Annotated in this window: 23 protein-coding genes; 6 read left to right on the top strand and 17 right to left on the bottom strand. The window is 33.3% G+C overall.

Annotated elements, in window-relative coordinates:
• Positions 1-2 precede the first annotated feature (2 nt).
• The 7 genes from RTX21_RS11280 to rpiB all read right to left on the bottom strand — a co-directional run bounded on the left by RTX21_RS11280 (position 3) and on the right by rpiB (position 6,690).
• Positions 3-371: a YraN family protein gene (locus tag RTX21_RS11280; protein WP_312767713.1), complete on the bottom strand. Its 369-nt coding sequence runs from the start codon at positions 369-371 to the stop codon at positions 3-5.
• Positions 372-374: 3 nt separating this feature from the next.
• Positions 375-1,337, bottom strand: a complete 963-nt coding sequence (locus RTX21_RS11275; protein ID WP_312767712.1) for an LD-carboxypeptidase — start codon at positions 1,335-1,337, stop codon at positions 375-377.
• Between the two features lie 331 nt (positions 1,338-1,668).
• Entirely contained in the window at positions 1,669-2,346 is a 678-nt protein-coding gene (locus RTX21_RS11270) for a LysE family transporter (RefSeq protein WP_312767711.1), read from the bottom strand.
• A 115-nt stretch (positions 2,347-2,461) separates the two neighbouring features.
• Entirely contained in the window at positions 2,462-4,615 is a 2,154-nt protein-coding gene (gene rnr / locus RTX21_RS11265) for a ribonuclease R (RefSeq protein ID WP_312767710.1), read from the bottom strand.
• A gap of 7 nt (positions 4,616-4,622) precedes the next feature.
• A complete protein-coding gene (locus RTX21_RS11260; protein WP_312767709.1) occupies positions 4,623-5,318 on the bottom strand; it encodes a hypothetical protein in 696 nt (231 codons plus the stop codon).
• Between the two features lie 9 nt (positions 5,319-5,327).
• Positions 5,328-6,074, bottom strand: a complete 747-nt coding sequence (locus RTX21_RS11255; RefSeq protein ID WP_312767708.1) for a hypothetical protein — start codon at positions 6,072-6,074, stop codon at positions 5,328-5,330.
• Positions 6,075-6,258: 184 nt separating this feature from the next.
• On the bottom strand, positions 6,259-6,690 hold the full coding sequence (gene rpiB / locus RTX21_RS11250) for a ribose 5-phosphate isomerase B (protein WP_312767707.1): 432 nt from the start codon (positions 6,688-6,690) through the stop codon (positions 6,259-6,261).
• A 680-nt stretch (positions 6,691-7,370) separates the two neighbouring features.
• On the opposite strand from rpiB, the gene RTX21_RS11245 reads away from it, so the two are divergent.
• The gene (locus RTX21_RS11245) at positions 7,371-8,561 is read left to right on the top strand and encodes a phosphoglycerate kinase (protein ID WP_312767706.1); all 1,191 of its coding nucleotides are present in this window, start codon (positions 7,371-7,373) and stop codon (positions 8,559-8,561) included.
• A 221-nt stretch (positions 8,562-8,782) separates the two neighbouring features.
• Here the strand turns inward: RTX21_RS11245 and RTX21_RS11240 are convergent, their stop codons facing one another.
• From RTX21_RS11240 to RTX21_RS11205, 8 genes are all read right to left on the bottom strand, one after another.
• Positions 8,783-9,604 carry a class I SAM-dependent methyltransferase gene (locus RTX21_RS11240; protein ID WP_312767705.1) on the bottom strand — a complete coding sequence of 274 codons (822 nt, stop codon included), beginning with the start codon at positions 9,602-9,604 and terminating at the stop codon, positions 8,783-8,785.
• Between the two features lie 81 nt (positions 9,605-9,685).
• The gene (gene mnmG, locus RTX21_RS11235; protein WP_312767703.1) at positions 9,686-11,548 is read right to left on the bottom strand and encodes a tRNA uridine-5-carboxymethylaminomethyl(34) synthesis enzyme MnmG; all 1,863 of its coding nucleotides are present in this window, start codon (positions 11,546-11,548) and stop codon (positions 9,686-9,688) included.
• Positions 11,549-11,788: 240 nt separating this feature from the next.
• The gene (gene ybeY, locus RTX21_RS11230; protein WP_312767701.1) at positions 11,789-12,205 is read right to left on the bottom strand and encodes an rRNA maturation RNase YbeY; all 417 of its coding nucleotides are present in this window, start codon (positions 12,203-12,205) and stop codon (positions 11,789-11,791) included.
• 4 nt (positions 12,206-12,209) lie between these two features.
• Positions 12,210-14,369, bottom strand: a complete 2,160-nt coding sequence (locus RTX21_RS11225) for a patatin-like phospholipase family protein (protein WP_312767699.1) — start codon at positions 14,367-14,369, stop codon at positions 12,210-12,212.
• A 3-nt stretch (positions 14,370-14,372) separates the two neighbouring features.
• Positions 14,373-16,817: a bifunctional UDP-N-acetylmuramoyl-tripeptide:D-alanyl-D-alanine ligase/alanine racemase gene (locus RTX21_RS11220; RefSeq protein WP_312767698.1), complete on the bottom strand. Its 2,445-nt coding sequence runs from the start codon at positions 16,815-16,817 to the stop codon at positions 14,373-14,375.
• Positions 16,818-16,820: 3 nt separating this feature from the next.
• Positions 16,821-17,123 (bottom strand): type II toxin-antitoxin system RelE/ParE family toxin, encoded by a 303-nt coding sequence (locus RTX21_RS11215; protein ID WP_312767697.1) that lies wholly within the window; start codon positions 17,121-17,123, stop codon positions 16,821-16,823.
• Positions 17,104-17,424, bottom strand: coding sequence for a hypothetical protein (locus tag RTX21_RS11210; protein ID WP_312767696.1), 321 nt, complete (start codon positions 17,422-17,424; stop codon positions 17,104-17,106). Before RTX21_RS11210 ends, RTX21_RS11215 begins: the two co-directional genes overlap by 20 nt.
• Positions 17,425-17,478: 54 nt before the next feature.
• Complete coding sequence (locus RTX21_RS11205; protein ID WP_312767695.1) at positions 17,479-18,069, bottom strand: thymidine kinase; 591 nt, start codon at positions 18,067-18,069, stop codon at positions 17,479-17,481.
• Between the two features lie 122 nt (positions 18,070-18,191).
• On the opposite strand from RTX21_RS11205, the gene RTX21_RS11200 reads away from it, so the two are divergent.
• The 4 genes from RTX21_RS11200 (at position 18,192) to RTX21_RS11185 (ending at position 21,501) form a co-directional block, all read left to right on the top strand.
• Positions 18,192-19,400 carry a hypothetical protein gene (locus RTX21_RS11200; RefSeq protein ID WP_312767693.1) on the top strand — a complete coding sequence of 403 codons (1,209 nt, stop codon included), beginning with the start codon at positions 18,192-18,194 and terminating at the stop codon, positions 19,398-19,400.
• Positions 19,401-20,072 carry a 16S rRNA (cytidine(1402)-2'-O)-methyltransferase gene (gene rsmI, locus RTX21_RS11195; RefSeq protein ID WP_312767692.1) on the top strand — a complete coding sequence of 224 codons (672 nt, stop codon included), beginning with the start codon at positions 19,401-19,403 and terminating at the stop codon, positions 20,070-20,072.
• A 45-nt stretch (positions 20,073-20,117) separates the two neighbouring features.
• Positions 20,118-20,861, top strand: coding sequence for a 3-oxoacyl-[acyl-carrier-protein] reductase (fabG, locus tag RTX21_RS11190; RefSeq protein ID WP_312767691.1), 744 nt, complete (start codon positions 20,118-20,120; stop codon positions 20,859-20,861).
• 67 nt (positions 20,862-20,928) lie between these two features.
• Positions 20,929-21,501 carry a nucleosidase gene (locus RTX21_RS11185; RefSeq protein WP_312767690.1) on the top strand — a complete coding sequence of 191 codons (573 nt, stop codon included), beginning with the start codon at positions 20,929-20,931 and terminating at the stop codon, positions 21,499-21,501.
• Between the two features lie 32 nt (positions 21,502-21,533).
• On the opposite strand, the gene RTX21_RS11180 is transcribed toward RTX21_RS11185, so the two are convergent.
• Entirely contained in the window at positions 21,534-22,259 is a 726-nt protein-coding gene (locus RTX21_RS11180; protein WP_312767688.1) for a DUF1835 domain-containing protein, read from the bottom strand.
• 11 nt (positions 22,260-22,270) lie between these two features.
• Positions 22,271-23,311, bottom strand: a complete 1,041-nt coding sequence (locus tag RTX21_RS11175) for a GMP reductase (protein WP_312767686.1) — start codon at positions 23,309-23,311, stop codon at positions 22,271-22,273.
• A gap of 322 nt (positions 23,312-23,633) precedes the next feature.
• Here RTX21_RS11175 and RTX21_RS11170 point away from each other — a divergent pair, with 322 nt between their 5' ends.
• A complete protein-coding gene (locus RTX21_RS11170) occupies positions 23,634-24,836 on the top strand; it encodes a glycosyltransferase (protein WP_312767684.1) in 1,203 nt (400 codons plus the stop codon).
• Positions 24,837-24,838 lie beyond the last annotated feature (2 nt).

The raw sequence follows: 24,838 nt of genomic DNA, 5'->3' as shown, positions 1-24,838 counted from the left end.
AATTATATTTCAAAGATTTGGAAAGCATCAATAATATGATGGATTTCCAAAGTTTTTTGTTTGTTAGGAAGAACCGAAATAATATCAAATCTAATCTCTTTATCAATATTATTTTCTTCGATGAAATAATTGGCTGCAGAAACCAATAATTTGATTTTCTTTTTATTAACCGCTTCCTGAGGTTCGAGAAAAGCATCTGTATTTCTGGCTTTCACTTCTACTACAACAATTTGATTTTCAACCTCTGCAATGATATCAACCTCCGCTTTTAGGTAACGGAAATTGCGGGCAAGAATTCTATATTTTGCTTTAACCAAAAAATCTACTGCGAGGTCTTCTGCTATTTTTCCAAAATCATTGTGGTCAGCCATAATCTATAAATGATGAGTGATAGTTGATAAATGATTAAAAAACTTGATTTTTACATCTTTACCTACTTTCATTGTAACTTCCGAACCGATAATCAAAGGTCTGTTGTCATAAATGTGCCCGTTAGGGAAAGCAAAAACTGTTGGAAAATGATATGTGGAAATACGGTCGGCAATCAATTGATAACTGAAGGAATCGAAGGATTCTTCGTATTCTTTGTTCTCTCCCTCTTTTCCCATATTGGTCATCCCGCCAACGATTAATCCTTTGATTTTTTTGAAAACGCCAGCTAATTCCAGACTCATAATCATCCGGTCCAAAGCATAGAAATTTTCTCCGATATCTTCTATGAATAGAATTTTATCTGTGAAATCGAAAGAATGTGGTGTTCCCAAAAGTGCATAAATCAAAGCGAGATTTCCGCCGACCAAAATTCCGGACGTCTCTCCAACTCTATTATTTGAGTTTGAATCGATTTTATAATTAAGTTTTTTGCCCTTCAGAATGTCAAAAATCAACTTATAACTTTCTTCTGTAACACCAAAACTGGATGTTTTAATGGTCTGTCCGTGGATGGATGCAAAACCTTTTTTTAACAGATAACTTTGGATAACTGTGTTATCGGAATATCCAATATACCATTTTGGATTCTTTTTGAATTCAGTCAATTTCAAATCCTGCAAAAGATGCTGACAACCATAACCGCCTCTTGAAGCCCAGACTGCTGAAATCTCTGAGTCGTTTAAAGCCCAATTGATATCGTTTATTCGCTGTTTTTCCGTTCCTGCGTATGAATAGCCGTTTTGATATTTTGTGTAGAGATTTTCACCTAAAATAGGTTCGTAACCTCTGGACTTGATCAATTCTAAGGTTTTATCCAATTGTGGAATCTCCACAGAACCAGCTGGGGAAATGATAGCGATTTTGTCTCCTTTTTTTAGGGATTTTGGAAAATTTGTTTTTTGCATTTGTGTTTGGTTTTTTCTGACGGATTTTAACGCAAAGGTCGCAAAGATTTTTGGAATTTATTGAAAATATTTTAGGTTCGTAATGGCGCTTCGCTGAGCAAAGGAATATAATTATTAATATTTAGTTTGTCATTCCGTAGGAATCTAGACTGCTGAGATTGACTTCGTCGAACCACTGCTTTAGGTTTCCTACGGAATGACAAAATGCTGTTTGTATGTTGAATCTGCAACCTGACTTGAACGGACTCTTCGAGAGCCTCAGATTGACAATTGGCAGCCCTTCGACAAGCTCAGGATAAACTACAGGCGGATTAAGCTGCCCAAATTTTAATTATTTTTTCTTCGGTTGTTGCTTTTCGGCTTTTTCTAATTTCTCATCAAACTTATTGAATTTTTTGAAGCTTTGAAGGAAAATAAAGAAACTGAATAATACCAAAATACAACCAACTGCTTTTCGGATTTTGTTTGCAACACGTTGATTCAGTCTGTCGTGGAATTGTTTTGCTAAGAGGATTTTGGACAAATCGATGAGCAAATAAGTTCCAATTACAATCCCGATGTAAAGGACGAAATCCTGAACTCTTGGATAGGCATTTCGGACAGAAACTACGGTTACAAGCCAGAAAAGGACGACACCAATGTTGAGTAAATTGAGTAAAAATCCATTTAAAAACGTTTTGAAATAATTTTGGTCGATGAGTTTTTCTTCGCCTTCGATGTGCATTTTGGTTCTCGAAAGCAACATATAAATAGCATAAATCAGAATCAGAAATGCAGAAATCCGGTAAAATCCGGGATGTTTATCGATGAGACTTACCAAATCCGCGCTGGCATAATAACTGACAACTATACAAAGTAAGTCAGCAGAAACTACACCGATATCCAAAGCAATTGCGTGTCTTGGACCACGGGAAAAACTTGTTTCTATCAGTAGGAAAAAAATTGGCCCTATAAAGACCAAACTTAGCATTATTCCTAATCCGACAGCGTATAAAATGAGTTCGAGCATTCGATTTAAATTTCAGAACCGGCTGTAAAAATAGAGATTTAAAATTTAAAGCATTGTTTAAATTTCATCAAAATTGAATTTTCAAAAAAGGATAAGACAATTTTGATGAAATTTTTTAGTCATTGATAATTTTGAAATCCAATTGTTTTGCAATCAAATTCGCTTTTACCACTTTGATTTTCACTTTGTCTCCAAGCTGATAGGTGTTACCCGTTCTGGAACCTACAATCGCATAATTCTTGGCATCCAAAGAGTAAGAATCATCAACCAAATCTCTCAGTTTAATCATTCCTTCTGCTCCATTTTCAGGAATCTCAACCCAGAAACCGTATTCTGCAACACCGGAAATAACACCTGAAAAAACTTCTCCAACGTGGTCTTCCATAAATTTGACTTGCATAAATTTGATGCTTTCTCTTTCTGCTTCTGCTGCCAAACGCTCCATTGCTGAACAATGTTTTGCCTGTTCTTCTACCACTTCTCTATTTGGAGATTTTCCGCCGTCTAAATAATGCTGAAGCAATCTATGCGCAATCAAATCCGGATAACGGCGGATGGGCGATGTAAAATGCGAATAATATTCGAAGCCTAGTCCATAATGGCCAATCGGGTCGGTAGAGTAAACAGCCTTGCTCATGCTTCTCATCGCAAGTGTTTCTATCATATTTTCTTCGCCTTTTCCTTTGACATCACTCAATAATTTATTTAAAGATTCAGCGACTTTTTGGGTATTTGCCAAGTCCATTTTGTAACCGAAAGTTCCTACGAAATCTCGTAAAGCCGTTAATTTTGCTGGGTCTGGGTCATCATGAATCCTGTAAATGAAAGTGTTTCCGGTTGGTTCGTTTCTTTTGTTTAATGAAATAAATTCGGATACTTTTTTATTTGCTAAAAGCATAAATTCTTCAATCAAATGGTTAGAATCTTTGCTGACTTTGAAGTAAACACCAATAGGTTTGTTATTTTCATCCAGATTGAATCTCACCTCGCTTCTGTCAAAGGTAATAGCACCATTTCTGATACGTTCAGCTCTCATTATTTTGGCTAATTTATCGAGTTGAAGAATTTCCTCAATCAAATCGCCTTCTCCAGTTTCGATTCTTTCCTGAGCTTCTTCGTAAGCAAATCTTCTATCGGAATGAATTACCGTTCTACCAAACCATTGCTTATGAATTTTTGCATCTTCATCCAGTTCAAAAACTGCTGAGAATGTAAATTTATCTTCATTCGGGCGAAGTGAACAAACATCATTACTCAAAACCTCAGGAAGCATCGGTACTACTCTATCAACCAGATAAACCGAAGTTGCTCTCGCATAGGCTTCATCGTCCAAAATAGTTCCGGGTTTCACATAATGAGAAACGTCTGCGATATGAACTCCGATTTCCCAAAGTCCACTTTCTAATTTTCTAATAGACAAAGCATCATCAAAATCTTTAGCATCTTTCGGGTCAATGGTAAATGTCAGAATATCACGCATATCCCAACGTTTTGCCACTTCTTCTGCATTGATGCTTCTATCGATTTGGTCTGCATCGTGCTCCACTTCTGGCGGGAAATTGTAGGGTAAACCATATTCAGCCAAAATAGAATGAATCTCCGTTTCGTGGTCGCCAGGAGCACCAAGAACGGTTGTTATTTCGCCTTCTGGATTTTTGCTTCCCGGTTTCCATTCCAGCATTTTTACGATGACTTTGTCGCCATCTTCTGCTCCATTGAAATGATTTTTGGAAATGAAAATATCAGTATTCAATTTCTTTTTATCCAAAACCACAAACCCAAAATCTTTGTCCGAAATCTTCTGAAAAGTTCCTACAAAAACCTCTTTTGCTCTTTCCAAAACTTCTACCACAGAACCTTCCAGCTTTTTACCTTTGAAATTGTAAGTTACAATAAGGACTTTATCGCCTTGCAAAGCATCTTTTACATTTTTCTGATGTACGAAAATATCATCATTGATTCCTTCAACTTTTACATAAGCATTTCCAGATTGGTTGAAATCTATAACACCTGTCAAAGTCCCTTCTATATTGAGATTGACAATATATTTTCCCTTCTCGGTTTCTTTGATTTTCTGAGTTGCCAAAAGTCTGTGAAGTGCCTGAATCACAAGCTCTCTTTGTCTTGGATTCTTATAATCTATTCCTTCCGCAATCTGTTTATAATTGTAGATTTTGGAAGTTTTTTTGCTCATAAAGCGAAGAATTGTTCTTCCTAAATCGAGAAGTTTTTGTTCGTTTTTATGACTTATATTTTTTTTGTTTTTCATTTTAAATTTAATATTTATATGGAAGAAATTCATTCTCAAATTCTTGTAATGTAACTTCTTTAATAATTTTATTTTGATAATTATAAATATATGGTTTAGATTCTATATTAATTCCTTGTTTTAAATTTTGGTAAAAGATTTTAATTCCTAATTTATCCTTCTTTAATGTTATGTTTATCGTGAAACAATTCGTTTGGTAGCCAACTTCGTCAAGCTCATATTTCTTTGGATTTTTTAAATTAAAAACATACATTGGAGAGTCTTTCTTTGCATTAACTATTAATTCCGAATGATTTATATCTTTCAAAAAAGGCATCCTTGTAAAACAATCGTAAGAACACCAAGGAACAAACTGTTTTTTTGGAAATTGATTTATTAATTTTTTAAATGTGTACTCATTCCAAAACATTCTGTAAATAATTTCTTCTCTAAGTAATGTTGGTCTTGTATCAAAATTTTCTCCACAATCAGATACACTTAATCTAAATAATTTAAAAAGAATTAAATCATTCTTAAAAATATTCACATCAATTTTTGGAATAATAAAATCAGCTAAAAACTTAAAATCTATGTTTTCCGAATCTTTCAGAAAATCCATTTCAATTATTTTTAATTCTTCTTGCGAGTAAGCTTTATCTGTAATTTTCTGCGAAGAACAAAACAGAAATGTAAAAAATAATATAAGGGAAAGTTGGGTTTTCATTGATGTTTTTTAAAATTCGTGTTCTTGTGTTGTTGGGATTTCTACCCAAGTTTTGTTTTGGTATTGGTAGGTTTTTGTTACAGCATTTTTCTTGTCATCATTATATATAATTTTAAAGCTTACAATTTTACCTTTAAGATTTCGGAATAATAAATTAATAGTATCAAAATTGATATTAACGTTATCCATACTTTTTAATTCTAAACTTTCTTTATCGTTGTAAGGGAAGTATAAAAATTCTTTTTCAAAGATTTTGCCTTCTTTTTGTTGGATATATTTTCCAATTTTCTGATTTGATAATTCTCGCGCAAAAATTTTATTATCAAGATTTTTCAATTGAATAGAATCAATTATGAAATCAGATTGATAGCCAGATCTATAAGGTATCAGATTCTTTTTCATTCTATTAACTAAATACTTAACACTATTTTCAGTCCATAACGTAGCTTGATTGAAATATGGATTAGTACTTATGCTAGGAACATATTGATAAGCGTCAATTTCAAAGGGAAATATTTTTACATCCAAATCATCAATTACAAAAACTAAATTATCTTTTCTAAGTTTCTTAGAATCAATATTTTTTAAAATTATTTTTTCTAGTTGTTTTAAATCCATTGATTTGGATTCAGCCATTAAAGCTTTATAATTTTCTTGATACAATTCTAATTTTTTTTCATAGCTACTTTTTTTTTGTTGCCCAAAACCAAGCAAAAACAAAAAAATTACAAAAAAAGAAAATAAAGCTTTCATCATTTTAAAATCTACTGAGATTAGCAGTAATTAATCATCAATAAAGATAAAATAAAATAGGGGAGTTTTGGAAACCTTTGTATTAATTTATGGTTTCGTGAGAAAGAACTTTCTCTGTGAAATGCCTTGCAAAGATATGACTTTAAAAATAAAGCCTGCAATTTTAATAATTACAGGCTTTTATGTCTTAGCAGAATGCGATTTTATCAACTCTGTTTTGGTGTCTTCCACCTTCAAAATCTGTGTTCAAAAACTTATCTACAATCTCGAAAGCCAATTCCTTTGAAATGAATCTCGCAGGAATCGAAATCACATTCGCATCGTTGTGTTGTCTTGCTAATGTTGCAATTTCCGGCATCCAGCAGAGTGCACAACGGATTTTTTGATGTTTGTTAGCCGTGATTTGAACGCCATTTCCACTTCCACAAATCAAAATTCCTAATTCGTTTTCTCCGTTTTCCACAGATGTTGCTGCAGGATGTACAAAGTCCGGATAATCTACAGAATCAGTAGAGTAGGTTCCATAATCTTTGATTTCAACCTTTCCTTCAAGGTATTTTTTTATCAATTCTTTATACTCAAAACCTGCGTGGTCTGCGGCTATTGCTATCTTTTTCATTAGATTTTATGTTATTCCTTTATTGTAGTATAAAATTACTACATATTTTATAATTGTTGGTACGATATTTTAATGTAATTAATAATAATATTCAATAATAAGTATTTATATATCAACATAATATTTATAATAATATATTTTAAACAAACAATTTTTTATATTATTAATTATTAGATAATACTTTGTTAGAAATTGTTAGAAAACCTGTGGATAACTTCTGTCAAGTATTTCTTTTTTTAAAAGATTATTTTCATTAATGAAAACCGCTTCCAAATTTTAAACTCAATTTTTTGAAAAACTTTTCTGTCAGAATTATTTCAATTATCCCCAGAACGGTTTTAAATATTCAGATTAAAATATATTTATAAACATTTGTTGGTAAAATTCATAATGATTTGATAATCAATGTTAAATTAATGTTAAAAACCTACTCATTAGTCCACATTTCCTGTGATGAAAAAATACAGTTTTATTTTTCCGCATAATCCCGCACTACAACAATAGACTACAATATTTATTTTTAAAAAAAAGAAAAAGAAGATGTTTATGAATGTAAAATAAGTTTGTGGATTTCTTTTGAGAAGAAAATTTTCAAAAGGAGGGAATAAGTTTTAAATTTGTGAAACAAAGAGAGGAGAATTATTTTCAAGTCTCGGTAAAAACCTAAAATTATATTTTAAATGAAAACAATAAAAGATTTCGATTTTAAAAACAAAAAAGCTTTAGTAAGAGTTGATTTCAATGTTCCTCAGGATGAAAATCTTAATGTGACAGATAATACAAGAATTACAGCTGTAAAACCTACTGTAGATAAGATTTTGGCTGACGGCGGTTCTGTTATATTGATGACGCATCTTGGAAGACCAAAAGGAGAAGTGAATGATAAATATTCTCTTAAGCACGTTTTAAGCGAAGTTTCTAAAGTTCTTGGCCAAGAGGTTAAGTTTGTTGAAGAATCAATAGGAGAGAAGGCGGAAGAAGCTGCTAATGCTTTACAACCAGGCGAAATCTTATTATTAGAAAATCTACGTTTTCATAATGAAGAAGAAAAAGGTGATGAATCTTTTGCTGAGCAACTTTCAAAATTAGGAGATGCTTATGTTAATGATGCGTTTGGAACTGCACATAGAGCACACGCTTCTACAGCTGTAATTGCTAATTTCTTTCCTTCTACTAAATTTTTCGGTTTACTAATGGAAAAGGAATTAGTAGCGATTGATAAAGTTCTAAAATCTGGTGAAAAGCCTGTAACTGCGATACTTGGAGGTTCTAAAGTTTCTACAAAAATTACAATTATAGAAAATATTCTTCCTGCAATTGATAACTTGATTGTTGGAGGAGGAATGTCTTTTACTTTCATCAAAGCGCTTGGTGGAAAAATCGGACAATCTATTGTTGAAGATGATAAATTGAATCTTGCTATCGAAATTCTTGCTAAAGCAAAAGAACATAACGTGAATGTTTATCTTCCGACTGATGTTGTGATTGCTGATGATTTCAATAATGAAGCTGAAAGAAAAGTGGCTGACATTAGAGAGATTCCAGAAGATTGGCAAGGTTTGGATGCAGGTCCAAGGTCAAGAGAAATTTTCAATGATGTTTTGATGAATTCTAAAACAATTCTTTGGAATGGACCAATCGGAGTTTTTGAAATGTCAAATTTCGCTGCTGGAACCAAAGCTTTGGGTGACAGTATTGCTGAAGCTACAAAATTGGGAGCTTTCTCATTAGTTGGAGGAGGAGACAGTGTTGCATTCGTGAAACAATTCGGTTATTCTGATAAAGTGAGTTATGTTTCAACTGGAGGAGGAGCAATGCTGGAGAGTTTGGAAGGATTAGAACTTCCAGGAGTTGCTGCAATTAACAAATAGAAATTTATTTTTCTACATAAATTTAAAAACCGACAAATTTTTGTCGGTTTTTATTTTCTCTATACTTGAATAAGTTTCAGTAAAAATTTTTTAAGCGATTCTCAGCGATTTAAATTGAAAATCAAAAATTACTGAATATTTTCCAAATTTTGTATTTATTAACAATTTTTGAACAAAATGGCTGAAAATTGACCTTCATAAATGTATTAAAAATCGATTTTCTATTTTTTTTCGATAATATATATCAAACTGGAAAATTCGGAGTTAAAAAGTGCTTTTACGTTAGAAATCGTTCCGTGAAACACAGCTTTTAGCCAAAAAAGAGGTGATTTCTTATATTTTTCACTCAACATCGAGATATAAAATGAATCGAGTAGGAGAGGTTTTATTTTTCTTAATTTCCAATCCGGATTTTTAGAAATCAAATTTTCCATTCCGTTTTTTGAAAAATGATAAATGTGTCTTGGCACATCATAAGCTGCCCAAAATTCTTTATAATGTTTCGCATCGTAAGAAGTTGGATTAGGAACAGCAATTATTAGCAAACCTTTTTCATTTAATTTCTGATGAAAAATTTCCAACATTTCTTTCTGATTTTCGATATGTTCGAAAACGTGCCATAATGTAATTGCATCTAAACTTTGATTTTCAATCGAATTTAAATCATCAATAATTTTTGCTTTTTGAGTCTTACTAATTGCTGCATTTCTAGCATCAGAATTTGGTTCAAATCCAAAAGTTTGAAAATCATTTTCAATATATTTTACAAACTCTCCAGCGCCGCATCCATAATCTAAAACTTTAGAACCTTTTTTAATTCTATCTACGAGAATATTTTTTTTGTATTGAAGATTAAAGGACTGTAGAAATTTATAAAGTTTTTCTTTCAAACTTCCAGAATCCTGATGATGCGAAATATAATCTTCACTTTCATAATATCTTGAAATATTAGAAGGAATAGGAGAAGTTTTTAAAACACCTTTTGTTTCCGTTTCTTTTATTTCGAATATTTCTTGAGTTAGAAAATGGTCTTTAATTTTCATTATTAATTATATATTTTAAACAAAAAGAACAATGAAAATAACATTGTTCTTTGGAATGTTTCACGTGGAACATTTATAATTTTATCTTCCTAAATATATCAAAAGTACATTAATATCTGCTGGAGAAACTCCACTGATTCTACCTGCCTGAGCAATAGTTTTGGGTTTTACTTTACCCATTTTTTGTTTAGCTTCTGCTGAAAGAGAGGTGATTTTTGAATAATCAAAATCTTCAGGAATTCTAATAGTTTCTAACCTATTTAATTTAGCAACATTTTCCTTTTCTTTCTCTATATATCCTTTGTATTTGATATTGATTTCTGCTTGTTCTCTTACTTCATCTGCATATGTAGAAGCTACTTCTTTTATAGCTTCAATAGCTTCTAATTTCTCCAAAGACATATTTGGTCTTGTTAGAATTTGCGCTGCTCTGTAAGCTTGGTCAACAGGAGAGGATTCGATAGTTTCAAGAATAGGATTGATTATACCAGGTTTAAGAGAAGTTTCTCTAAGGAACATTTCTAACTCATCACTTTTAGTAATCTTTTCTTCAACTTTTCTTAATCTGTCTTCTTTTGCTAAACCAAGATTATAAGCTTTTTCAGTGAGTCTGATATCCGCATTATCTTGTCTAAGAAGAAGTCTATATTCAGCTCTGGAAGTGAACATTCTATAAGGTTCTTCCGTTCCTTTTGTAATCAGATCATCGATAAGAACACCAATATATGCTTCATCTCTGTTTAAAATAAATTCACCTTTATCGTGAACTTTATTATGAGCATTGATTCCTGCAATTAAACCTTGTCCTGCAGCTTCTTCATAGCCGGTAGTTCCGTTAATTTGACCTGCAAAATAAAGGTTTTCAACTAATTTAGTTTCTAGAGTATGATTCAATTGAGTAGGAGGGAAGTAATCGTATTCTATGGCATAACCAGGACGGAAAACTTTTACATTTTCGAAACCTGGAATATGTTTTATCGCTTTGATTTGAACATCTTCGGGAAGTGAAGAACTAAATCCATTCACATAGATTTCCACAGTTTTCCAACCTTCTGGTTCTACAAACAATTGATGTCTGTTTCTCTCAGCAAAACGATTGATTTTATCCTCAATACTTGGACAATATCTTGGACCTAAACTCTGAATAGTTCCGTTGAACATAGGACTTCTATCAAATCCTTCACGTAAAATATCATGTACAGTTTCGTTGGTATAAACGATATGACAGCTTAATTGCTTGGTTAATTTAGAAGTATCTAAATAACTGAATTTCTGTGGATTTTCGTCGCCTTTTTGTTCTTCCATTTTGGAATAATCAAGGCTTCTTCCATCTACACGTGGTGGAGTTCCTGTTTTCATTCTACCGGCTTCAAAACCTAAAGAAACTAATTGCTCAGTAATTCCGAAAGCTCTTGGTTCTCCCATTCTACCGCCACCTAATTGCTTATCACCAACGTGAATCAATCCATTAAGGAAAGTTCCGTTGGTTAAAACAACAGATTTAGCTTTAATTTCGATTCCAAGGGATGTTACAACACCAGCAACTTTATTATCTTCAATAATCAATTGCTTTACCATATCTTGGAAAAAATCAAGATTTAGTGTATTTTCTAATGCTAAACGCCATTCTTCTGCAAACATCATTCTGTCATTCTGCGTTCTTGGAGACCACATTGCCGGACCTTTGGAAAGATTAAGCATCTTGAATTGTATGGCAGATTTGTCAGCAATGATTCCGGAATATCCGCCCATCGCATCTATTTCTCTTACAATTTGTCCTTTTGCAATTCCGCCCATTGCAGGATTACAGCTCATTTGTCCAATGGTTTGCATGTTCATTGTGACAAGGAGCGTTTTTGAACCAAGATTGGCAGCAGCAGCAGCAGCCTCGCAACCTGCGTGGCCTGCACCAACGACGATAACGTCATATATATCTGTAATCATTTTATTTGCTTTTGGCTATTAACGTCGGTTAATAGCAATAAAATTTATTTTTAAATGTTCCACGTGGAACATTGACTAAGTGTAATTCAAAAATTGAAGCGTAACTAGCCCGATTGACTCAAAAGTATTTAATTTTATAATGAATCGTCGAAGCTCATATTTCGCTTTGTAGTGGAAATCCTTTTTCTTCTTTGATATAAGGAAAAGAAAAAGATTGCAACGGAAAGCGGGATCAAGCTCCTAAAAATTTTTAAATTGATTGATATAAAAATCTTCTTTAGCTCGCATTTGGATTTGTTCTTCCTCGGTTTTATCCTTGTATCCGCAAAGATGAAGAATCCCGTGAGCCAAAACGCGATTGAATTCTGATTCAAAGTTTTGGGATAGGGTAGAAGCGTTGTCCAAAATGCGCGGCAAAGATACGAAAATATCTCCCGAAATGGTTTTTCCCTTCACATAGTCAAAAGTGATGATGTCTGTGTAGTAATCGTGGTCGAGATAATCCTGATTGACCTTGAGGAGATACTCGTCGTCACAAAAGATATAATTGATTTCGCCGAGCTTCTTGTTCTCTGCCTGAATCAAGTTTTCCAGCCATTCTGATGTTTTTGGATGGATATCTACTTTGTCAATTTCTTCAAAAAAATAGTTTATCATATTTTTAAAACCAATGTCCTAAGATGACACTGAAAACGCCTTTATGCTTATTGAGTGATTTGCTGTAATTAATTTTTATCTGTCCGAAAGGAGATTTATAGCCTGCAGTAAGTCCAACTGAACTGTAATTAAGTTTCGCTGCTTCTTCGAATTTTATAGAGCTGAACATATTAGCCAAACTGAAATTTCCTACTAAAAAATAGTTTTTGCTAAATCTCAACTGGAAATCATTAGATGCAATGAAAATGTTGTTATCAGCCAAAGAAGCAAATTGATAACCGTTTAGTCTTTTAAAATTGACGATAGACTGCTCAAAGATTCCCCCGACTCTATATTGATAAAAAGAAGGTAAGGTTTCTTCTCCAATAGTAATTCCGCCATAAAGATTTAAACGATAAGTGAACATCTTTGATATAAAGAAATTCATCTTGATGTCTGCTTTTATTGTAATTGGTTTTTTCTCTAATTCTGAATTGAAAAGGTCTATGATTTTTCCTTCCGCATTCAGATAAAATCCTTTTGTTGGAAAATCCTTATCATTTTGAGTGTCGCTTTTCAGAAATAGATATGGACTTAGATATTTTTCTACGTTTTTGTTGGTGCCGTTGATATTGCTTTCAAAATAATCGTGGCTCAAACCGCCACCAATCGCAAATTTGTCTTTCCAGACAGACTGTAAAAAGACCTCGTTTCTGAACCAATCCCAAGTTTCTGTAGTATTATTATCAAAATTTTTGAGGTCAAAAGTCATCGCGGTAGAATAGATCCCAAATCCTGGAATATAACCGTTATCTATAAAGTAATTGAAGTAATATCTGGGATTATCGCCAATCACGACATCTAATGACAAATTAGAGTTCCTAAACAATAATCGTTTTGCTGAATAATTGATCAATAATCCAGTCTTGAAAACTTCGTCGTAATGAAGTCCGAATTTCAGAAAGTGTCGGGAATCGTCCTCGGTTACATATAATTTGAGATAGCTACTGCTATTTTCCTGAACAATATCATAATTGATGAACTTATAATTGTTAGTTGCGTACAATTTATCAATCATTTTGTTTACGCTTCCATAAGTCTGCATAGACGGCAATTTAAGCCCCATTTTTCCACGAATGTAGTTTGACTTGTATATTCTGCCATTTTCTACCACAAGACTATCTATTTTGTAAATACTGGAGTAAATAGGATTGATAGAAGACCTTATTCTTTCAAAATTACGTCTCGGTAATTTATCCAGAATATCAACATATTTTTGAGCTTCTACATAACCGCTGTCAAGGATTTTTCGTTTGTCGTCATAACTTGTAGCAGTCATTCCGGTAAGGTTCGGTCTTATGTTGATATCTGTGTATTTATACTGGTTTTTCGTTTCTTTTTGAATTCCGAAATCAACGATTTGATTCAATATTGAAATAATATTTGTAAGATTATCACGCTTTGCCAGAGGTTGATTGAGGTCGACACCGATAACAATATCAATTCCTTTATCTTTTAGAGGTTTTGAGGGAAAATTAACGGTCATTGCGCCGTCAACATAAAGACTGTCTCCAATTTTCACAGGGTCTAAAAGTGAAGGAAAAGCAGAACTTGCCATAATTGATGAAACCAAATCTCCTTTTTCAAAAATCTTCATTTCGCCACTTTCCAGATTGGTTCCAATACACATAAAGGGAATAGGAAGTTTGGAAAAATCATCAATATTAGAAACATTTCTAAGCAATTCTTTCAACATGTAGACATTTCTTTGACCAGTACTAATAGAAGAAGGAAACGAAATTTTTCCGTTTTTAAGAGGAACTGTGAAAAGATATTTATCAACACTTTTATTGAAAAAACTGGTTTCTTGCCTGGTTTTTGGCTCCGTTATCAATGAATAGAAATCAGTATCCATAACAATTTTCTCAATGTCCTTACCTGTATAACCCGAGGCGTAAAGTCCTCCAACAATCGCTCCCATACTTGTACCAGAAATATAATCGATTTTAACACCGAGAGAATCCAAAACTTTCAAAACGCCAACGTGTGTAAAACCTTTAGCGCCTCCTCCGGAAAGAGATAGTCCAATCTTAGGATTTTTCGGAATGACAAGATTTTCTTTTACCTGAGAATGACTCATCAGATAAGTTAAAAATATAATCAGATAAAAGAGCTTCTTGATCATCTCTTAATTTTTTATATAGATTCTTTTGACTCTTGGAGAAATCGAAGTTAATACTTCATAGGTGATTGTTCCACAGTATTTTGAAAATTCTTCGAGAGTTGGGTTTGAATTGAAAATTGTTACAGAATCTCCTTCTTTTGCTACAACATTATCGACATCGATCATCATCATATCCATACAAATACTTCCTACAATAGGACAAAGTTGATTATTAATTCCAACATTTCCGATTTTATTTCCAATTAATCTTGGAATTCCGTCCGCATAACCAACCGGAATTGTAGCAATTTTCGTATCGTTTTCAGCTTTAAATCTTCTGCTATAACCAACTGATTCACCACTTTTTACTTCCGAAATTTGTGAAATTACAGTTTTAAAACTTACAGAATGCTGAAGTTGCTTTTTAATTTCAGGATTTGAAATTTCACCAATCATTCCAATACCAATTCTTACCATATTGTATTGATAATCAGTGTAATTTGTAATTCCAGAAGAATTGAGAATATGTCTGATTGGTTGATAACCCAATTTATCAATCAAATAACTCGAATTCTTTTCAAAAGTTTTTAATTGATTCAAAGTGAATTCTTTTTCTTCCGGCATATCCGAAGAAGATAAATGACTGAAAATACTCTGAACTTTTACATTCATTGAGTTTAATTTTTCAGTTAATTCATCTAATTCAAAATCCTTAAAACCAAGGCGATGCATTCCTGTTTCCAATTTGATATGAATAGGATATACTTCCTGATTTCCTGATTTTATCAATTGTTCATTGAATAATTCTAAAACTCGCAGACTGTAAATTTCCGGTTCCAGATTATATTCGATAACGCTGTCGTAGCTGTGCTGTTCAGGATTCATCACAATAATAGGTGTTGTGATTCCTTTTTTTCTCAGTTCAACACCTTCGTCGGCAAATGCAACGCCAAGATAATCAATATGATGATGCTGGAGAAATTCTGAAATCTCATAACTTCCTAATCCATAAGCGTTTGCTTTTACCATTGCCATCATTTTGGTTTCTGGTTTTAGCAGAGATTTATGAAAATTGATATTATGAAGAATAGCGTTGAGATTGATTTCCAAAACTGTGTCATGTTTTCTGAGCTCAAGAATTTCTTTGATTTTTTCAATCTCAAATTTTCTTGCACCTTTCAAAAGTATAACTTGGTTTTCTAAATCATTAATTATCTTACTTTCAATAAATTGATTCGTATTATTAAAAGTAAAAGTTTCAGAATTAAACAATTTATAAAACGAACTTATTTCCTCTCCGATCAGAAAAACTTTATCAAATTTCTGTTCATTGACCAACTCGGAAACTTCAGAATATAGTTCTTCGGAATTCTCATTAGAATCCAGAATATCTGTAAGAATCAGAGATTTTTTTGGTTTGTTGTATTCGCCAATAAACTGGAAAGCAATCTTTAAGGAATCCAAATCCAAATTATAAGAATCGTTGATAATCAGATTATTTCTGACGCCTTCGATACTTTCAAGACGCATTTCAATCGCTTTGAGTGCATCGATTTTTTCTTTGATTTGAAGATTTGAAAGATTAAATTCCTTTAGAATTCCAATCAAAGCTAAAACATTGGTCAAAGTTGCCTCATCTCTTTGATTGATTGGAAGCGAAAATTCTTCTTCAAAATATTTGATTTTAATATCTTGAGTTCGGTCATTAACATCAGAAATTATCGTAATATCATTATTATTCTTTAATCCGTACGATATTAATTTTTTACTTGAATAAAGCCCATTGATTAACTTGTCTGTCAATTTATTATCAGAATTAAAAAATATAATTTCTGATTGTTTGAACAGCTTTAATTTCTCTTTAATTAATTCTTCTTCAGAACTGAAATTAGCCGAATGAGCTGTTCCAATATGGGTTAATAATCCAATCTTCGGATGGAAAACATTTTCCTGTTTTTCCATTTCATCTGGCTTGGAAATTCCAACTTCGAAGATTCCTAATTCGTGCTTTTTATCGATTTGTAATAATGACAGAGGCAAACCGATTTGAGAATTAAAACTTTTCGGACTTTTAACCGTAACAAACTCATTAGAAAGACATTGATAAAGCCATTCTTTCAGAATAGTTTTCCCGTTACTTCCGGTTATTCCAATCGAATTGATATCAGAATGCTCGAAATGATATTTGGCAAGTGTTTGTAAAAACTCAATGGAATTTTTTGTAATGATTTGATTGATAGAAGAATTATCAATTTTATTTTCAGTAATAATCGTATCAATTCCTTTTTCGATGACAATCTCGATGTATTTCTGTCCGGAATTTTTTTTGGTGCTTATCGCAAGAAACGCAGTATTTTTTGTAGAATAAATCGTTCGGCTGTCAAAAGCAATATTTTTGATTTTGATATCTTGATTTCCAATAATTTCGGAATTGGTTATTTGTGCAATTTCTTTTGCTGTGTAATTCATTGATTATAAATCGTCTATCACAAATTTTTTATCTTCGTCCTGATAACTATTGTAAAGTCTCAAGACTTTCAAAAAATCAGATTCTAATTTGTAAATTAAAGTTGTTTGTTCCGTAATGAGAAGCTTGTTATAATTTGGAAATTTTTCGAGCTTTTGGAAAGTTACTTTTTTATCCATAATCAAATTTATTTTATGATTGAGAATCCTTATAAAGTTTTGATATTCTCGGTAAGTAAATCTATTTCCAATATAATCTTCTATCTGCTCCAAATCTGCGAGCGCAAACTTAGACCACCTTATTTCCATACTTTTTCAAAAAACGTTCTTCAGAAATTTTCATCACGTCATCGTGGGAAAAATAGATTCCATTATCAAAATCTTTTTCAGCTTCTTCCAAAGTTTGTAAAAGAGAAGTTTCCGGGTCAATGATTTCCGCAATCTTCAACAATTCCTCAGGATTGAATTTTTTTTCTTTCATCTTTCGAAAAAACGTAGGTTCAGAAATCCCGCTTTTCTCAATGATATACTTCAGTTTGAAAGGAGAATTCTTCAAAATTTCATCAATCGAATTACTGATTTGAATATAATTTTTAATTTCTAATATCATTTTGTGAGAGTTTTTACTATTAAAATTTAAACAAAATTAATTAAAATAATGATATTAATCCTCTTTTTTATTAAGAACTTCATCCACAAAAATTCTTCTACTCACAGCGTCGTAAGCTTCGGTTTCTCCAAGCTCAACCAATTCTTTTCCTGCAGAAGTTCGCATAGAATAGTTGGCAAGATTTCCTGTTCTTCGGCAAATTGCATGAACTTTGGTCACATATTCTGCCGTTGCCATCAGATTAGGCATTGGACCAAAAGGTCGACCAAGAAAATCCATATCCAAACCTGCAATCACAACCCGAATTCCGTTATTTGCTAATTGATTAGCAACATCTACAATACTTTCATCAAAAAACTGCGCTTCGTCTATTGCAACGACATCACAATTAGAACCTAACAAAAGAATCTCGGAAGGACTTTCCACTGCTGTACTTCGGATTTTGGTCTGATTATGCGAAACAACATCTTCCTCAGAATATCGAGTATCGATTTTCGGTTTGAAAATCTCGACATTTTGACCAGCCATTTCCGCGCGACGGAGTCTTCTGATGAGTTCCTCTGTCTTTCCGGAGAACATAGAACCGCAGATAACTTCCATCCAGCCGCTTTGTTTGGAATGATTAATTGTATTTTCTAAAAACATTATTAATTTAGCAAAAAATTGTTTTAAAATTCTAAAGAAAACCTTGATGAATTCTTTTTGGGAACAAAATTGTTCTTAAATTTATAAACATCAAATTTAAGTAAAAATTAATAAGATTTATTATGCAAAACCTGCAAGATACATACAAGAAAATCTTCGATGAGATCAAAATTATTTTGTCAGAATTGTCAGAATCTGATTCTTATGAAGCGATTTTGAACAAGGAAAATGAAATCAGCCAACTTTATCAGAAGTTTTCTTTTCTTAAAATTTCTCAGAATATTGATTATGTGTCAACTGAAATTAAACCCTTTGAATTAATTGATAATCAGTTAACAAACATAGATTCAGAGTTGATTTCTGTTGAGGAATTTGAGGAAGAAAATAAGGTTGTAGAAATCATCGTGGAGGAGACTGAGGTTCACGATATTTTCAAAGATATTCCGGAAGTGGAAGAAGTTCATTCTTTTGCTGAGATTGATTCTCAAGAAAGTTTGGTGAAAGAAATTATTTCAGAAGATAAAACTGAAGAGATTCATCAACTGGAAGAAATCATCAAAGAAGAAATCGAAACTTCAAATGAAGAATTGATTGAACCAATCTCAGAAACGGAACTTGTTAATGAAATTGAAGCTCAGAATTATCACGAAGAAATAGTTGAAGCAGTTGAAGAAATTGAAGCTGAAGAAGAAAAACTGTTAGAAGAACCGTCAGAAAAACTGGAACCGATGCAAGATAGTCAGTTTTCTTTCGCAATGACAAGAGATGAATCAACTGTAGGAAATTCTCAAGATGATTATGAAGCGAGATTAGCAGAGAAAGAAGCAAAACTAAAGGAGCTTGAAGAAAACAGAAGAAAAATCGTAGAGTTTTCTAAAGAAAATACACAGCCGAAAGAAAAATCTCAGAAAGTTTATGAATCGCAGAACCAAGAAGAACATCACGATAAAAAATTCAAATTAGCCAATATCAAAGGGCTGAAAATTGCTAAATCCTTGTTTGATGATGATCATTTGGAAGAAGTTGAAAAGCCTGCTACGGTTCAAAGTTCGGGAAGCTTATTGAAAAATAATGTGCCGACTGATTATATGGAAGCGCCAAAACCAAAACCGGAATTCAAGCTGGATCTGAATGACCGGATTGCGTTTTCTCAATATTTATTTAACGGAAGCCAAAGTGAATTGAATCAAGTGGTTTCTGTTCTGAATTCTTTCAATTCTCTTGATAAAGCTCAGGAATTTTTGAGTGATATTTATTACGAAAGAGATTGGAAGAAGGTGGATAATTATGCGCAAAGGCTTTGGACTTTGGTAGAAAATAGGTTTTTGTAGATGAGCGGTATTCTTTATTTTGTTCCGACACCCGTTGGAAATCTGGAAGATATGACTTTCAGAGCTGTAAAAGTTCTGAAAGAAGTCGATTATATTTTGTGCGAAGATACCCGAACATCCGGCGTTCTTCTCAAACATTATGAAATATCCAAACCTCTGAAATCCTATCATTTACATAACGAACATCAAGCAACAGACAGAGTTGTTCAGGATTTGGAAAACGGGCAGAATATTGCCATTATTACAGATGCGGGAACACCAGGAATTTCTGACCCAGGTTATCTTTTGGCGAAAGCTTGTGCAGACAAAAATTTGGAAATGATTTGTTTGCCAGGCGCAACCGCTTTTGTTCCAGCTTTGATAGTTTCAGGTCTGCCGAATCACGATTTTTATTTCGCGGGATTTCTTCCTCAGAAAAAAGGAAGACAAACCAAACTCAAACAATTAGCTGAAGAAAAGAAAACAATCGTTCTTTACGAAAGCCCACATAAAATCAATACAACACTTGAGCAAATCAAAGAATTCTTTGGAGAAGAAACTAAAGTCAGTCTTAGCAGAGAAATTTCCAAAAAATTCGAAGAGACTAAACGAGGTACAATCAATGAGTTAATTGAATTCTCAAAAAGCAAAACTTTAAAAGGCGAGATTGTTCTGATTGTGAATAATTCTTAAAGTATTATTTTTGCCATAACAAATTTAGAAACATTAAAAAAATATATGGGATTACTACAAGGTAAAGTTGCCATCATCACTGGCGCAACGCGTGGAATCGGGAGAGGAATTGCAGAAATTTTTGCCAAAGAAGGTGCAAAAATCGCATTCACTTATGCTGGTTCCGTTGAAAAAGCTAAAGAATTAGAATCAGAATTAAGCAAGATAACAGAAATCAAAGGATATCAATCAGACGCTTCGGATTATGATGCCGCTCAAAAATTGGTTGAGGATGTTTTGGCAGAATTTGGAACTATCGATATTTTGGTAAATAACGCGGGAATCACAAGAGATAATTTGATGTTGAGAATGTCAAAAGAAGACTGGGATACGATTATCAAAGTTAATTTGGATTCAGTTTTCAACCTGACAAAAGCGGTAATCAAACCAATGATGAAAGCAAAATCTGGTTCTATCATCAATATGACTTCGGTTGTTGGAGTGAAAGGAAATGCAGGACAAGCGAATTATGCCGCTTCTAAAGCCGGAGCAATTGGATTTACTAAATCTATCGCTTTGGAATTAGGTTCCAGAAACATCCGTTGCAACGCCATCGCACCTGGTTTCATCGAAACTGAAATGACAGCAGCTCTTGACGAAAAAACAGTTCAAGGTTGGAGAGACGGAATCCCAATGAAGAGAGGAGGACAACCTGCAGATGTTGCTAACGCGTGCGTTTTCTTTGCAAGTGAATTATCTTCTTACGTTACAGGTCAGGTTTTGAATGTTGACGGAGGAATGTTGACTTAATTAAAAGTATATCAATTATTTATAAAGCTTTTTGTTTTCTATACAGAAAGCTTTTTTTATAGAAATTATGACAATCAACGGGAAGAATTACAACAATATTTTGTTGGTTTTCGCTTTGGAATCTGAAGCAGGAAATGAATTTAAAAATTACAATAAAGTTTTTGTAGGAATAGGGAAGATTAAAGCGACTTATAATCTTACGAAAGCCATTCAGAAAGTAAATCCGGATTTGATTATTAATCTTGGAACGGCAGGAAGTACCGAATATGACAGAGGAAGTGTTGTCAATTGCCATCGTTTTATTCAGAGAGATATGGATGTCAGAGCTTTGGGCTTTCGGAAGTTTGAAACACCTTTTTCAGATGAATCAATTATTTTGGAATATGGTCTGAATATAGATAATCTGCCCAATGGAATCTGCGGTTCTGGCGACCAATTCGAAATGGAACATATCAATCCTGAATATAATGTCATCGATATGGAAGCTTTTGCGCTTGCGAAAGTGGCAGAACAAGAAGGAATCGATTTTCTTTGTCTAAAATATATTTCTGATGGTGCAGATGGAAATGCCGCCGACGATTGGACACAAGAAGTTAAAAAAGCTTCTATTGCATTAAGAAGAGAACTTGATAAGCTTTAAATAAAAAACCAGCCGAATTTGGCTGGTTTTCTTTATTTCTCGTTTATAACTTTCTCAAAAATCTTCTTGACCTGCAAATCTCCAAAACCAAAAATTCCTAATTCTTCCTGAAATTTTTTAAAGACCGAATCAAAATCTGTAAACCCAAATTCAATTTGATTTTTAATGAAATCTTCTGGATTTATATTGATATAAGCATCAATAACTTCATTCAAAAAATGAAAACAATCTGATTGATTTTCTGATAACTGTTTTAAAGAACTGATGTCATTATTTTGATATGCTTTCCAAAGATTTTCAGCTAATTCGATATCATTTTCACTTAATAAAACTTTGGATTCCAGGGATTCTTCCAAATCCGAATTATCTGAATCTGAAAAACCTTTCCAATGATTTTCGATATCTTTTATTGGAAAAATTCTGTAAAGTTTTAAGTTCTTAATTCTTGAAAGTAATGATACACAAAACCACAAATTAACATGACAAAACAAATCATCCTCAAACCAAAGATTAACTTCTGAACCTTCCGGAATATTTAAAATCTTTTCAAATTCTGAAACTGATTTTTCATAATAACTTTCAGGTGAAACATTATAGTCTTCAGCAATTGATTGGGCTCTGATTTTCCAAAATTCTTCCAAAGAATCAGCTTTCAAATTCCCAGAAACCAAAGCTTCGCGACAAACAATTATCTCACCTTCGATTGAAGTTTTATTCAAATCATTAGCTAAAAAATCGCCATTAGTTATGTGAAACATATTTTCAAAATTTAGCCATTAAAAATCTGATTCTCTTGCTCTTGCACACGTATAAATGTGGTTCGCTTAGAAAGTTCTTTCAACTTCGCAGCACCAACATAGGTACAAGTCGAGCGAACGCCACCTAAAATATCTTTCACGGTATCGGAAACAGGACCTTTGTAAGCCACTTTCACAGTTTTTCCTTCAGACGCACGATATTCAGCAACGCCTCCAGAGTGTTTATCCATAGCTGTTTGAGAACTCATTCCGTAAAAAAGTCTGAATTTTTTCCCGTTTTCTTCTACGATTTCGCCACCACTTTCGTCGTGACCGGCAAACATTCCGCCCAGCATTACGAAGTCTGAACCGCCACCAAAAGCTTTAGCCACATCACCAGGAACTTTGCATCCGCCGTCACCAATGATTTGACCGCCCAAACCGTGTGCTGCATCAGCACACTCTATGATTGCGGAAAGTTGCGGATAACCAACACCAGTTTTCACACGGGTTGTACAAACCGAACCTGGACCAATCCCGACTTTGATGATATCAGCGCCAGCCAAAATCAATTCTTCTACCATTTCGCCGGTTACAACATTGCCAGCCATAATGATTTTATCAGGGAAATTCTGACGTGCTTTTTTCACAAATTCTACAAAATGTTCAGAATAACCGTTCGCAACATCAATACATAAAAACTGAATTTTCGGATTGGCATCCAGAATTTTTTTGATTTTTTCTTCGTCGGCTTTTCCGGTTCCAGTACTAAGAGCGATATATTGGTGGAAATCATCGCTTTTATCTTTTAAAAACTGGTTCCATTCTTCGACTGAATAATGTTTGTGAATGGCCGTGATTATTTTTTCTTTGGACAAGGCTTCTGCCATTTCGAAGGTTCCAACGGTGTCCATATTGGCAGCAATGAGAGGAACGCCGCTCCATTTTTTCTGTGTATGAAGAAAAGTGAATTCTCTTTCTATTGTCACTTCGCTGCGGGATTTCAGTGTGGAACGTTTCGGGCGAAACATCACATCTTTGAACCCCAATTTGATTTCGTTTTCTATTCGCATACTTCAAAATTAGCATTTATTTTTTTGAAAATGAACGATTATTAAACGTAATATTTGTCATTCCGTAGGAATCTCAACGGTCTAGATTCCTACGGAATGACAAAGTAACTGTTTGATGACAAAAGTTGATTGGACACCAAATTCGTAGCCCGGCTTATCTCCAATATCTTATTTATTTTTAATCTGACTCGATGAACCACTTCGTTAGGTTTGAGCGGAAATCCTTTTTACGCAACGAAGTGGAGTGAAAAGATTGGGAGCGGAAGACGGATAAAGCTGCCCTCCAAATAATAATCAATAAAGAATCTCTATTTTTGTTATTGTGAAACATCTTGTCATTATTGGTCTCGTTATTCCCGAACCGGCTTCTACTGCAGCAGGTCATAGAATGATGCAGCTCATCCAATTGTTTTCGGAAGCTAATTATGCAATCACGTTTCTGACGGCTTCCAACAACATCGAATTTTCTGAAAAAATCGAAATCCAGAAAATTGAAATTAACAACGAAAGTTTTGATGAAAAAATAAAAGAACTCAATCCTGATATTGTGCTTTTTGATCGCTATGTGACGGAAGAACAATTTGGTTGGCGCGTTTCTGAGAATTGTCCGAACGCTTTGAAAATCATTGATACCGAGGATTTGCATTTTTTGAGAGAAGCTAGACGAAAAGCTTTTGTTGAGAAAAGGGAAGTTATCAATGAAGACTTAGTCAATGATATTTTCAAGCGTGAAATTGCTTCGATTTTGCGTTGTGATTTGTCGTTAATTATTTCTGAGTTTGAATATCAATTGCTGACAGAGAAATTTAAAATTAATCCTAATCTTTTGTTTTATATGCCATTTCTGACGGAGAACATTGAGAAAAATAAAACTGATTTTGAAAAACGTAAACATTTCGTAAGCATCGGAAACTTTCTCCATGAACCGAATTGGCAAACTGTTCTGAAACTGAAATCGATTTGGAAATCAATCCGAAAACAACTTCCAAACGCAGAACTTCATATTTATGGTGCTTATGCTGGAGAAAAAGTTTTCCAGTTGCATAATGAGAAAGAAGGTTTTATTGTGAAAGGAAGAGCAACCGATGTTGAATCACTTTTTAATCAATATAAAGTTTTGCTGGCTCCGATTCCTTTCGGTGCTGGTCTGAAAGGGAAACTTTGGGAAAGTATGCAGTTTGGTTTGCCGAATGTAACGTCATCAATTGGTGCAGAAGCAATGCACAAATATTTGCCCTGGAACGGTTTTGTCGAAGATTCTGATGAACAGTTCATAGAAAAAGCAGTTGAATTATATCAAAATGAATCTGTTTGGAATCAGGTCAATGAAAATGCTTACGAAATTCTGAATCAAGTTTTTGATAACAAATTGTATGTTAATCAATTCAGGACTAAAATTTCTAATATTGAGAATAATCTGGAAAATCATCGGACAGAAAATTATCTTGGGAAAATCCTGCAGCATCATCAATTGAATTCGACAAAATATATGAGCCGCTGGATTGAGGCTAAAAACAAAAAATAAAT

The organism is Epilithonimonas sp., from assembly GCF_032054305.1.
Taxonomy (GTDB): Bacteria; Bacteroidota; Bacteroidia; order Flavobacteriales; family Weeksellaceae; genus Epilithonimonas.
This window is presented reverse-complemented; position numbering and strand designations above follow the sequence as displayed.